The sequence below is a fragment of the Stenotrophomonas sp. INTA L402-1 genome (genome assembly GCF_059295135.1).
In genome coordinates, this window is record NZ_JCAFWP010000005.1 from 39,242 (window position 1) to 51,003 (window position 11,762).

11 protein-coding genes are annotated in these 11,762 nt (G+C 67.6%); 4 read left to right on the top strand and 7 right to left on the bottom strand.

Annotated features, from left to right (window positions below; translation table 11 throughout):
* Positions 1-32: 32 nt before the first annotated feature.
* Genes AC5O77_RS05535 through AC5O77_RS05545 form a run of 3 tightly spaced genes read right to left on the bottom strand, consistent with a single transcriptional unit; the run spans position 33 to position 3,908 of the window.
* The gene (locus AC5O77_RS05535; RefSeq protein ID WP_478057815.1) at positions 33-2,288 is read right to left on the bottom strand and encodes a TonB-dependent receptor; all 2,256 of its coding nucleotides are present in this window, start codon (positions 2,286-2,288) and stop codon (positions 33-35) included.
* A 17-nt stretch (positions 2,289-2,305) separates the two neighbouring features.
* Entirely contained in the window at positions 2,306-3,526 is a 1,221-nt protein-coding gene (locus AC5O77_RS05540) for an MFS transporter (protein ID WP_478057816.1), read from the bottom strand.
* Positions 3,516-3,908 carry a hypothetical protein gene (locus AC5O77_RS05545; RefSeq protein ID WP_478057817.1) on the bottom strand — a complete coding sequence of 131 codons (393 nt, stop codon included), beginning with the start codon at positions 3,906-3,908 and terminating at the stop codon, positions 3,516-3,518. Before AC5O77_RS05545 ends, AC5O77_RS05540 begins: the two co-directional genes overlap by 11 nt.
* A gap of 127 nt (positions 3,909-4,035) precedes the next feature.
* Here AC5O77_RS05545 and AC5O77_RS05550 point away from each other — a divergent pair, with 127 nt between their 5' ends.
* Positions 4,036-4,983, top strand: a complete 948-nt coding sequence (locus AC5O77_RS05550) for a helix-turn-helix transcriptional regulator (protein ID WP_065724036.1) — start codon at positions 4,036-4,038, stop codon at positions 4,981-4,983.
* A 144-nt stretch (positions 4,984-5,127) separates the two neighbouring features.
* Positions 5,128-6,249, top strand: a complete 1,122-nt coding sequence (locus AC5O77_RS05555; protein ID WP_478057818.1) for a serine hydrolase domain-containing protein — start codon at positions 5,128-5,130, stop codon at positions 6,247-6,249.
* Here the strand turns inward: AC5O77_RS05555 and AC5O77_RS05560 are convergent.
* From AC5O77_RS05560 to AC5O77_RS05570, 3 genes are all read right to left on the bottom strand, one after another.
* Positions 6,184-6,996 carry a hypothetical protein gene (locus AC5O77_RS05560; RefSeq protein ID WP_478057819.1) on the bottom strand — a complete coding sequence of 271 codons (813 nt, stop codon included), beginning with the start codon at positions 6,994-6,996 and terminating at the stop codon, positions 6,184-6,186. The two genes, AC5O77_RS05555 and AC5O77_RS05560, sit on opposite strands and share 66 nt — an antisense overlap.
* A gap of 3 nt (positions 6,997-6,999) precedes the next feature.
* The gene (locus AC5O77_RS05565) at positions 7,000-8,415 is read right to left on the bottom strand and encodes an XVIPCD domain-containing protein (RefSeq protein WP_494506558.1); all 1,416 of its coding nucleotides are present in this window, start codon (positions 8,413-8,415) and stop codon (positions 7,000-7,002) included.
* A gap of 123 nt (positions 8,416-8,538) precedes the next feature.
* Positions 8,539-9,645: an SDR family oxidoreductase gene (locus tag AC5O77_RS05570; RefSeq protein WP_478057821.1), complete on the bottom strand. Its 1,107-nt coding sequence runs from the start codon at positions 9,643-9,645 to the stop codon at positions 8,539-8,541.
* Between the two features lie 195 nt (positions 9,646-9,840).
* Between AC5O77_RS05570 and AC5O77_RS05575 the strand changes: the two genes are divergently transcribed.
* Positions 9,841-10,149 (top strand): putative periplasmic lipoprotein, encoded by a 309-nt coding sequence (locus tag AC5O77_RS05575; protein WP_087921080.1) that lies wholly within the window; start codon positions 9,841-9,843, stop codon positions 10,147-10,149.
* Here AC5O77_RS05575 and AC5O77_RS05580 read toward each other — a convergent pair.
* The gene (locus tag AC5O77_RS05580) at positions 10,127-11,182 is read right to left on the bottom strand and encodes a DNA topoisomerase IB (RefSeq protein ID WP_478057822.1); all 1,056 of its coding nucleotides are present in this window, start codon (positions 11,180-11,182) and stop codon (positions 10,127-10,129) included. The two genes, AC5O77_RS05575 and AC5O77_RS05580, sit on opposite strands and share 23 nt — an antisense overlap.
* A 111-nt stretch (positions 11,183-11,293) precedes the next feature.
* Here AC5O77_RS05580 and AC5O77_RS05585 point away from each other — a divergent pair, with 111 nt between their 5' ends.
* Positions 11,294-11,683: an I78 family peptidase inhibitor gene (locus AC5O77_RS05585; protein WP_004133799.1), complete on the top strand. Its 390-nt coding sequence runs from the start codon at positions 11,294-11,296 to the stop codon at positions 11,681-11,683.
* Positions 11,684-11,762: the final 79 nt, after the last annotated feature.

Here is an 11,762-nt window from a genome sequence, read left to right on the forward strand (position 1 = left end):
GGCCGACGAACGGTAGGGGGACGCCGTCCGGCTCAGTACTCCACCCGGTACCCGATCGAGAAGGTCCGCCCTGCCGCCGGCAGGCTGGACATCTTTCCGTAGGTCGCCTCGGCCTGCTGGCCATAGACCGTGCGGTAGTCACGATCGGCCAGGTTGTAGATGCCCGCGCTGAAGCGGCCGCCTGCCAGTGGTACTTCGCCGATCAGGTCGAACACCGCATAGCCGTGGATCTTCGCCGCCGGGGTAGCGCGAATGCTGGGACTGATCGCTGCGAGCGGCGCATCGCGCCAGGCACGATCGGTCCCGCCCACCACTTGTCCCTGCAATCGCAGCAGGCTGTCATTGGCAAAGCGCCACTGCCCATGCACACCGGCCTTCAAGGGTGAAACGCGGAACGCATTGAGCTCACGCCAACGTCCGGCAGCATCGCGGTACTGGCCCCGGGTGCTGGCGAGGCTGGCGCCCAGCTCCAGTTGCGTGGTCGGCGTGTAACGCAGGTTGGCCTCCACGCCCCACACCCGCTCATCGGTATCGGCCACCGACACGCTGTAGTCACGGTTGAACTGCACGGTCTTGTCCGAGCGGTTGTAGAACGCGGTCACTGCGCTCTGCAGCGAGGCATCGCTGCGGCGCCAGCCCAGCTCATAGCTGTCGACCTTGATCGGGCCGACGTTGCGGCTGTCGATGACGAAGCTCGCCGGCACATCGCGCAGCATGCGCTGCGTATCGGGCAGGCTGAATCCCTGCGAGAAGTTCGCGAAAAGCTGTTGCGATGCGTCCAGCCGGTACACCACGCCGGCATTGAACAGGGTCTGCGCGTGGCGCACGCGGCCACCCTGCAGCAGGCGCGGCGTGTACCCCGCAACGGCGTCGGCGGTGATCGCTTCGGTGTAGGGAAGTGAATCCTCGACGCGGTTGCGCAGGATCTGGTGGCGCACGCCTGCCTGCACGCTGAAGCGCTCGCCGAGCGAATGGTCGGCCTGCAGGAACAGTCCGGTGGTGTCCATGCGCACGTCCGGCCCCATCGCGTACTGCGCTGTCGGTCGGTAATCCAGACCATTGCTGGCGATGAAGCGGTTGATGTCATACATCTGTCCGCGCTGGCTGTCCTGCTCGCGCTCGTGGTCCACACCGTATGACAGCTGCAGGCTGCGGCCACCAACTTGGAAATCCTTGTGCAGCGCGCTGCGCAGGCCCCAAACGTCGATTTCGGTGTTGGACTGCATCGCCACATAGGCGAAGCCCCCGCGCAGTGCCGGATGCACCAGGGTCGACACCGACGGGAACCAGCGTCCCTGCTCGTTGCGGTAATAGGCTTCCACGCTCAGTTCCTGCCCGCCCAGTACATCGCGGTTGCGGTACTGCGCATTCACTCCCTGGTGCCGGGTACGCGGCTGCGCCTCCAGCTGCAGGCCGGGCAGCGCCTGGTGGCTGGGCGTGAATGCAGGGTTGAACAGCGCGGCCAGGCGCGGGCCATAGTCGGGGCCGTGATCACTGTCCTGTTGATCGTCGAACCAGCGTACGCCGACGCTCAACCGCTGGCTGTCCGTCAGCGTCCAATCGAAGCGCGCATTGAGTTCGCGGGTCTCGGTGTCCTGCCGATCGGTCTGCGCGATCTCCGGACCGATGCGGCGGCCATGCGCATCCAGCGATGCGCCCTGCCGGCCATAGGCGAAGCCGAACGCGCCACTGAACTGATCGCCGCGCACGGTCATGGTCTGCGCTGCGTTCCAGGCCAGCGTGTCACTGGACAGATGCGAGGGACTGCGCAGGCCGAACTGGCTGGCCAGCTGCACCGGCTGCTCACCGGGCTGAAGGGTGATGATGTTGATGATGCCGCCACTGGCACCGGCGCCATACAGCGCGGTGGCACCGGAGATCACCTCGATGCGCTCGATCATGGTTGGCGAAATGCTGTTGAGCTGGCGCGATCCATCGCGCGCGCCGGTCAGTGGTACGCCATCGATCATCACCTGCACGCTGCGGCCACGCATGGTCATGCCGTAGTTGCTGGTGGTTCCGCTGGCCGGCGCCAGCGATGGCACCAGCTGGCCGAGGATGTCGGCGGTGCTGCGCCCGGCGGTGATCTGCTGGGCAATCTGCTCGCGCTCGATGGCATACACGGTGCCGGCGATCTCGGCCACGCTGCGTGCGCCTCGCACGGCGGTGACACTCACCGCATCCAGTTGCCGGGTGCCGGACGTAGCGGACGCATTCTGTGCCGCCAGCTGGCCATTGATGGCCATCGCCAGCACAGCCAGCGGAAGGGTTGCTGCGGTATGCCGCATGGTGTCCTCGTTGCGTATCAGGGGGAATCGATAGGCGCTGCGAAGCGGCGCATCAGCGGCCGGCACAGCAGCAACCCGAGCGCCGAAACTGCCGCCAGCGCGATGTAGTAGATGGGGTAGCCCAGGCCCTTGGCGAGGAAGCCGGACAATGCACCGCCGATGAAATTGACCAGCAGTTCGAAGCACACGAGCAGGGTGAAATCAGTGCCGGCCTGGGCACGCGAACTGACCCGCATGAACAGGGCATACAGGCTGGTCATCGCCACATAGCGCAGTGCCAGCAGCGCGATCACCAGCGCGCCCAGGCCCCACCGTGACGTCGCCATCGCACCGCTGTAAAGCATCAACGCCAGCAGTACATAGAACACGGTGCGCCACCAGCCAGCGTGCATCAGCAACTGCTCGGCCCGGCGCTGCTTGAGCAGCCAGGCGGTGCCCACCGCAGCCAGCATGCCGGTACCGGCACCGCCCACCGAGATCAGCAATCCGATCTCGGTCAGGCTGAACTGCTGGTCGACCAGCAGCGGGTTGATCATCGCCATTGCGGGTGCTTCCACCAACCGATACAGCACGATCAGCAGCAGCGCCCAGCGCAGTTCGCGACGACGCAGCGCACGCAGGATGCTCGGCCGCGGCGCGTCGGGCCTGGCCGGCGTTTCGTTGATCCGCTGCACTGCCAGCAGGGTCAGTGCGCTCATCGCGGCCAGGCTCAGCAGGGCCACGCTCCAGCCGCGGGTTTCATACAGCCACAGCACACCGGCGCCACCGATCATGCTGCCCAGGGCCACACCCACGCTCTGCGCCATGCTGCCCAACCGGTGCTCGGCCGGCGCCAGCGCCTCCACGGTGTAGCCGTCGATGGCGATGTCCTGGGTGGCGGCAATGCTCGAGATCCACATGCCGACCAGCACGAACACGACCAGGCCATGATCCAGGCCGGTAAACGCCAGCACCAGGATCCCGGCCAGCAACAACAGCTGAGTCAACCACAGCCAGCTGCGGCGGCGACCGAGGGCCGGCAGATGCCAGCGGTCCACCAGCGGCGCCCACAGGAACTTCAGCGCCCACGGCAGGTACAGCAGCGACAGCATGCCGATCCAGCGTAGATCTACGCCCTGGCTGCGCAGGATGGCCGGCACCGCCACGTTGTAGAAATACAGGGGCAAGGCATGCGCCATGTACAGCGCGACGATCACACCCAGGCCGAATGGCGAAGCAGCGGCGCGCTCAGTGCGCATCGGCCTGCTCCAGGTGCTCGCCAATCCAGCGCATGCCCGCGCCGGCATCGGCGGTGACGAAGTACGGCACGGCCCAGGCCGCATGCAGCGCCGGAGTGTCCAGCCGCTGCTGCTCGGCGGCATCGCTGGCGATGCGCACCAGGCCCCGGCAGTACTGCCGGAAGGCGGCCTTGTACTGCTTGTACCAGATCGCCTGCAGGGCACGGTAATCGTCGCAGAAGGTGGCACCGGGCGCGGTGCTGGCAACGAAGTAGAAGGGACGGTGGGCATCGATCAGCGCCTGCACGCGGTCCAGCCAGTACCGGATCTGGTGCGCATCCACCGCGCCATGGAAGACGGCACGCAGCACCACCGCCTCGTTGATCACCAGACCCATCGCCATCGACCTTCTTGCTGAACAGGGGAAAGGGGCAGCGAGCCCCCGCAAATGAGAATAATTTGCAATACCATTGAAAGTTTAGGCGCGACGAAAGAAAATTTAGGCACGACAGCATTCGCAGGTGCCTTGCATGCAGGTCTATTCCTGCGCCGAACTGATGAGCGCCGCCCACGCGCTGGGCGGCCGGGTCGACTTTGAATCGGGCCTTCCCGACAGACTGCCGGTACTGGCCGGCTGGCAGCAGGTGCAGTCGATGGACAGCGGGCTGGTGCTCTATCTCAGTCGCAGCCAGGACATGGTCGGTGGTCGCAGCCACAATCGACTGCCGGCAGGCCTCACCGCCAGCTTCCTGCTGAAAGGCCAGGCCGAGGTGGTCATTGCCAGCCAGCACCTGGACCTGGACAGCCGGCGGGCGAGGAACCCGGCGATGCTGGTCCATCTGCGGGAGGAAGAAGCATTCCAGCGCCATTGGCAGGCCGGGCGCGAAGAAACCAAGGTCAGCTTGCACCTCAGCCAGGAATGGCTGGCGCGCCAGCTCGATGGCATTGCATCGGCCGGACTCACCCGCCTGCGCCTGAGCCACGCACGCAACCAGGCGTGGCAACCGCCAGCGCCGTTGCTGCGGCGGGCCGCAGCGTTGTTCAGGACGGAAACGGCGGAGCCGCCTCTGCTGGCCAGCCTGCAGCGCGAGAGCTTTGCGCTGGAGGTCGCGGCAAGCGTGGTTCGATCCGTGATCGCCGAACGCGACGCGCCTGCCCCCAGCGCGCATCTGCGGCGCTGCGTGGACCAGTTGCAGCAATGGCTGCAGAGCGGTGAGGCCGATGGCCTGACCATCAACCAGATGGCGCGCAGGCTGGGTACCAACGCCGTCGACCTGCAAAGCACCTTCCAGCAGCTGCACGGCAGCAGCATCGCCGCCTGGCTGCGTGCACTGCGCCTGCAACGGGCACACGATGCGCTGCTGCAGCGGCGGGTGTCAGTGGACGTGGCGGCCAGCCTTGCCGGGTACGCCCATACCAGCAGCTTCAGTGCTGCATTCAAGCGGCAGTTCGGAAGGTCTCCTTCCCAGATCCGCTAGCCGCAGCAGGCACGCCCCGCGCACACAACCAATACCTGCCTCGCAGCGCAGCTACTGCTTAAACCTTTTACGCACCCGCTGCATCCGATCCTCGACGCCCCGCCGGAATCCCGCATGTTCCGCCCAACGCTTCGAGTCGTGCTCATGCTCATCACTGCCCTGCCCTTCGCCGCCGTCTCTGCCAGCCAGGATCAGGCCAACGACCAGACCCGCCAGCTGATCCGCCAGATCATGCTGGAGCAGCGCATCCCGGGATTGCAGATTGCGGTGGTCAAGGACGGGCAGATCGTGTTGTCCGAGGCCTACGGTCTGGCCAATGTCGAGAACGGTGTGCTTGCCTCGCGCGACACCCGCTTTCCGCTCAACTCGGCCACCAAGGCGTTCACCGGCGTGGCCGCCGCGCAGCTGGCCCAGCAGGGGCAGCTGGATCTGGACGCGCCGGCCTCGCGTTACCTGGATGATCTTCCGGCCACCTGGCAGGACGTGCGTGTGCGCCAGCTGCTGGCACATACCTCGGGACTGCCCGACATCCTCGATGCGAGCGGGCTGCTGGGCGGTGGTACCGAAACCCAAGCGTGGGCGGCGGTCACCGCGCTGCCGATGGAGGCGGCCTCCGGCCAGCGCTTCGCATACAACCAGACCAACTACGTGCTGCTGGCGCGGATCATCGCGCAGCAATCGGGCATGCCCTATGAACGATTCCTCGCCACCGGCCAGTTCAGCAGCGCGCGCATGGCGCGCACTACCTTTGGCGACAGCTACGACCTGATCCCGGATGTGGCGACGATGTACAGCCTGGCCCCGCGTGCAACCGACGCAGCCGATGCACCGCCGCGCCTGTCGCACTGGTTCTACGACATTCCACCTTCACTGTGGGCCGGTGGTGGCATCCTCACCACCGCCGATGACACCGCGCGTTGGCTGGTCGCGCTGACCGACGGGCACCTGCTTCAGGATGCAACGCGGAAGAGGATGTGGACCACAGAGCGCCTCACCGATGGCCGTGCTGGACCATGGGCAGGCGGCTGGCCGGTGCTGCAGGAAAGCCCCGACCTGCAGGTGGGCGGCATCGGGGGCGCACGCTCGGCCTTCGTGGTGTATCCCGAGCGCGGCGTGGCGGTGGTGGTGCTGACCAATCTGGTCGGCGCCAATCCACAGCAGTCCATTCCGCGCATTGCCGATTTCTATGCGCGCGCGGCCTCAACGCCCGCTCACGAACGGGTCGCCCTTGCACGGCAGCAACGGGCTGTCATCGCAGGGCCATAGCGCGGCGGGTACGGTCCTGGCCACTTCGAAGTGATCCTGGTTCCAGCGCAGGAAACCGCCGTGGATGGCATTGCCATGATCGAAGCTGCGCGCATCGACGGCCAGTGGCTGTTCGGGGTCTGCTTCGGCCACCCAGCGCAGCACCGGCACCTTGTCCAGCGCCCCGATGAAGGCGAACAGATCACCCGCGCCCTTGTCCTGGTAAGCCGTCATGGTCGCCGCGTCGGGCAGCTCGGCCTGCGCCAGCAACGACGCGGTGACATCCTGCAGCGGTGCGGCTCCCTGTGCGATGTAGGCGCGCATGCCCGTGGTGGTTGCCGGGCAGTCCTGCAGCTGCACCAGATACCCGGTGGTACCGCCACGGCCGGAGAACGACCGCATCCAGTAGCGGAAACGCGGCCCGCTGCGATCGGTGACCATGAAATCCTGCTGGCCATCCTGCGCGGGAGTGGAAAGCACCTGCACCTTGCTGGCGCCCTCCACGTTGCACTTCAACTGCGCCAGCACCTGCCTGGCAGGTTCGGGCAGCGCAGCGTAGCGACCGCCGGGATGGGCGCTGCCGGAGGCTTCCGGCAACCCGGGCAATCCGTGATCAGTGGGCAACGTCTGCGTAGGCAGAGCCTCAGGTTTCGTCGCCGACTTCGCGGTGGGTGCCGCCGGCGCGGTGCGCTCCCCGGCCGGGGCGCAGGCGCTGCATGCCAGCAGCAGCAACAGCGAGGCACTCGGCATCAACTGGGATCGGATCATGGTTCAACGCCCTCCCATCGCAGGGGCTTCGGGCTGCTGTGCGGGTACGTGCGCAGGTGCGCTCTGGTCGCGTGATTGCTGCTGCAACTGGCGCAGGCTGGTTTCCACCGAAGTTTCGCGCACCTCGGCTGCATTGACCCCTGCGCGCAGCGCCGCAGGATCGCCCGGACTGCCCTGCACCAGAAACAGCGTCTCACCGGCTGCACGACCCGCGCTGGGGTTGCTGGCCACGATCTGGTCGACCTGGGTGATGCCAGCGGCCTTCGCTTCACGCAGCATCACCAGGCTGTAGGCATCGGCATGCTCGGCGTAGCGTCCGCCCAAGGCCTGCAGGCGCGTACTGATCTGCTGCTGCAGGGCATGGTCGCGATGCTGGAGCTGGCGGGGGTCGTCATTGGCAGCAAGCGGGGCGTCCTGCCCCAGCTCACGTGCCTGCCCCGGTGCGACCGAGGTCAGCACGTACTGCCAGCGGTTCTGCCCGGGCGTGCCGCGTACCGTCGCCACGAAGTCGTCGTACTCGCCGCCGCCGATGGTCTGGCATCCCGCCGAATCGGTGTTTGCCCGGCTGCCGCGGTGGATCTTGAAGGTGTCGTTGAGGTCCTGCACGCCCTGGGTATCGCGCGCATCGAACCAGCCGTCGCCATTGCTGTCGCGCTCCACACGGCCGGCGCCTGCGGTGATCGCGTCCTGCGAGGGACGCAGCGCGAACTCATCGGCGTGGCCGTGGCGCGGGTGGGTGGTCGCGCGCATTTCGGTGGTGCCTTCGCCCAGTCGCCCCAGGTCCTTGACCCGGTCGCCGTTGACGTCCTCACCCTCGGTCTTGGTACGCGGTGCCACGTTGCCGAAGCCAGGGCTGCGTGGCGTGGTCTTGGCGTGTCCGTCGTACTGGGCGGTCGGTTCTGTCGTGGCCTGGTTGAACTCGCGCACATGGCCGTGGCCCTGCGCATCCTTCCACAGCACCACGATGCGGTCGTCGTAGACACCACGCCCTCGCGCCTCGGTGGTGCGGTTCTCGTCGCGCAGCCCCAGCACCACGCGATCCTGCGTGGCCATCGCATTGTTCGCCGCGGCGTTGCCGCGCTGGGCCACGATGCTGCCATACACGTCGTACTGCTGGGCCTGGCTCAGGCCCGCAGTCTCCGCGGCGTCGGGCATGCGCGGTGGGCGCGTCGCGTCGCTCAGGCGATCCAGCATCGGGTTGACCGTGGTCGCGTCGGTGGCGGATACGCCACCGCTCCGTCGCAGCGCCTCAAGCTCGGCGGCGCCCCGCGCCGCTATGTAGCGATCCAGCGATTCCTGCACCACCGCACTCTGGCCGTTGTGGAGGGCCTCCAGGCGGGCGGCCGCGCCACGGGCGTCGTTCTGCCGCAACAGGGCGACGACTTCATCGGCCGCTGCGTTGATATCCATCTCCGGCATGATCTTTCCCTGAACGTGATCGGTATGGGAGTCCAGCCTACCCCACCGCACCGGCGCAGCCGTTGACACACGCCACACACCTGCGCGAAGCCCCGTTCAGCAGACTCCACGCAGTAGTGCTGTTCACCCTCGCGGCCCGCCCATCACCGGCAGGATCACCCCGCTGATGTAACTCGCACAGACCGGCGAGGCCAGGAACACATATGCCGGTGACAGCTCTTCGGGCTGTGCAGGCCGGCCCATGTCGCTGTCCCTGCCGAACTCGGCGACGTCCTCGGCCTGCTTGTCGGCCGGGTTCAGTGGCGTCCACACCGGCCCCGGCGCCACGCAGTTGACCCGGATGCCCCGCGGCAGCAGCTGGCTGGCCAACGCCTTGGTGAAGGCATGGATCGCGCCCTTGGTGGCCGAGTAATCGATCAGCGCCTTGCTGCCGAAAATGCCGGTTTCCGAACCGGTGTTGATGATGCTGGCGCCCTCGCCCAGATGCGGCAGTACCGCGCGCGCCATCTGGATGTAACCGCCGATGTTGGTCTGCAGGGTCTCCTGCAGGTGCGCGTCTTCCAGGTCTTCCAGCCGCTCGCAATGCAGCTGGAACGCGGCATTGTTGACCAGGATGTCGATGCCGCCGAACGCCTTGGCCACCTGCTTGACCGCCTTGTTGCAGAAGCGCGGATCGCGCACATCACCAGCGATCACCACGCAGCGGCCGCCTTCGCGCTCCACGTGCTGGCGGGTGATGTCCGCATCTTCGGCCTCGTCCAGGTGCAGCACTGCCACATCGGCGCCTTCGCGTGCGAACAGCACCGCCACCGCACGGCCAATGCCGGAATCGCCACCGGTGACGATCGCGCGCATGCCCTGCAGCTTGCCGCTGCCGGCGTAGTCCGGTGCAAGGAAACGCGGCGCCAGCTCCAGTTCGTGTTCATGCCCGGGCTTGGCCAGCTGCTGCGCCGGCATCGCTTCCGGTTGCCGGCGTGCACCGGCCTGGGTAGCGGTCTTCCTTGTGGCCTTTTTCGCTGCGCGCACGTCCTTGGCTTTCTCCTGGTCCTGCAGGCGCCGCTGCCGGGCCGCAACGCGGGCGGCGCGGGGATCGCTGGCCGCCGCCTTGCGGGTTGCGGTCTTCACCACACGCGGGCGAGCGGAGTCGGCAACGGTCTTCGCCGCGGTGCTGCCTTTGCGCACCTTGGGCGAGGCCTTGCGGCGGGCGGGGGTCTTCTTGCTGGTGGCCATGCAGGTCTCCTCGGGAGGGAAAGGGGCTGCCGGCCAGCGGCCGGCACTACCGGGGGCGGCATCCGCCGCGCCTTCAGTGTCTCCACCCAGGCTGTCGGCGGCGGTGAGCGCACCGTGTCCACGATGTGCACGGTATTCATTCCGCCACCACGTGCGCCGTCGCACGCTGCACTCAACCACACAAGGAACGCCTCCATGAAACATGCCATCGCCACCGCCGCCGTCTGTCTCGTCCTCGCCGCCTGCAGCAGCACGCCGATGGCCCAGGTGCAGCCTATCGACGGCGTGATTTCCGGCCAGTGCCACAGCGACATGGTGCGCGGCGCAGTCGGCCTGGCCGCGTCGGACGCCACCGTGGCCCGTGCACGCGTGGACAGCGACAGCCTGCACGTACGGGTGCTGCGTCACGACGGCCCGCGGGTGCCGCCGGCCAGCGAAGGCGGCGACCGCCTGACCATCGAAAAGGGCCGCACCAACAACATCACCGCAATCTACTGCGGCTGAGCCGGCGCGCCCTGCGCAGCACGCGCAGGGTGGCCTGTTCCCACTGCCGCGGCCCACGCAGGCCGGCCAGCTTCGCCAGTTCGCCGCGCTCCCAGCCGGCGAACACGCACGGGTCGATGTAGGCCTTGCGGCACACCGCCGGGGTATTTCCCAACAGCGACGCCACCTCGCACACCACCGCGCGCTGCGCCTGGGCCAGGGCACGCTGGCTGGCCGGTTCCGGCAGTTCGGTGGCGGCAAACGCCTGCACCGCCGCCACCGTGCCACCCCAGGTGCGGAAATCCTTGGCAGTGAAGTCCTCGCCCATCACCTCGCGCAGGTAGTCGTTCACCGCGCCGGAATCCACCGGCTGCAGCGCACCGTCGTCATCGCGGTACTGGAACAGCGCCTGCCCCGGCAGCTGCTGCAGGCGCCGCACCAGCAGTCCCAGCCTGCGGTCGCCCACGGTCACCTCCTGCAGCTGCCCGGACTTGCCGCGGAAGCGCATGCGCACCCGGCCGCCGCGCAGCAGTTCCAGATGGCGGTTGCGGAGCGTGGTCAGTCCGAACGAACGGTTCTGTTGTGCATAGGTTTCATTGCCGACCCGAACCAGGGTGTCCGCCAACAGCGCCACCACCATGGCCAGCACCTTTTCCTGCGGAAACCCAGGTCGCTTGAGATCCCGCGACAACCGCCGCCGCAGCGTGGGCAAGGCCTCGCCAAAGGCGATGATGCGGTCGAACTTGCCGGCGTCGCGCTCCTTGGCCCAGTCGGCGTGGTAGCGGTACTGCTTGCGTCCGCGTGCATCGCGGCCGGTGGCCTGCAGGTGGCCGTTGGCGTGGGCGCAGATCCACACCGCGGTGTAGGCCGGCGGAATCGCCAGCGCACGGATGCGCTGCAGGGTGGTGGCATCACGCAGCGCGCGGCCATCGGCATCGCGGTAGCTGAAGCCCTTGCCGGCGCGGCGCCGGCTGATGCCCGGCTGGGTGTCATCGACATAGCGCAGGCCGGCGGCGCGGGCGGCCTGGCGTTCGGGGGTTGAGGTGGCTGACATGCCCGCAGTGTCGCCGTCGCCCTGCCGCGATCCTGTCGATAACACAAGACAAACACGTGAGGGCCGGTTCGCCGCTATGCTCGGGTCTTCACAACCCCTTCCGGAGTCATGATGTCGTTCCCGATTCGCGCCCGTTCGCTCTCCGCCCTGTTGCTGCCGGCCGTGCTGGCGCTGACCGCCTGCCAGGCACCGGCGCTGGATGAACAGGATTCGGCCACGGCCCACGCCCAGCAGGCCGCCGAAGCCGCCAAGGCGCCGGCCGACGAAGCCGGCAAGGCCACCGAGGCTCCGCCGGTCGGCACCTGCGATGCCAGCCAGGTGCAGAGCCTGGTCGGCCAGACCTACACCGACGCGCTGGGCAAGCAGGCGCAGGAAGATGCCGGCGCCAACCAGGTGCGCGTGCTCAAGCCCAACGACGTGGCCACGATGGAGTTCCTCGGCGACCGCCTGAACATCGAAGTGGACGCCAAGGGCGCCGTCAGCGGCGCGCGCTGCGGCTGAGTCCGGCCCCGCGCCGGCACTGGGTTGCCGGCGCGTTCTGTTGCACCTGCAACCGTGTATTGCGGCGTTGCAGCAACCT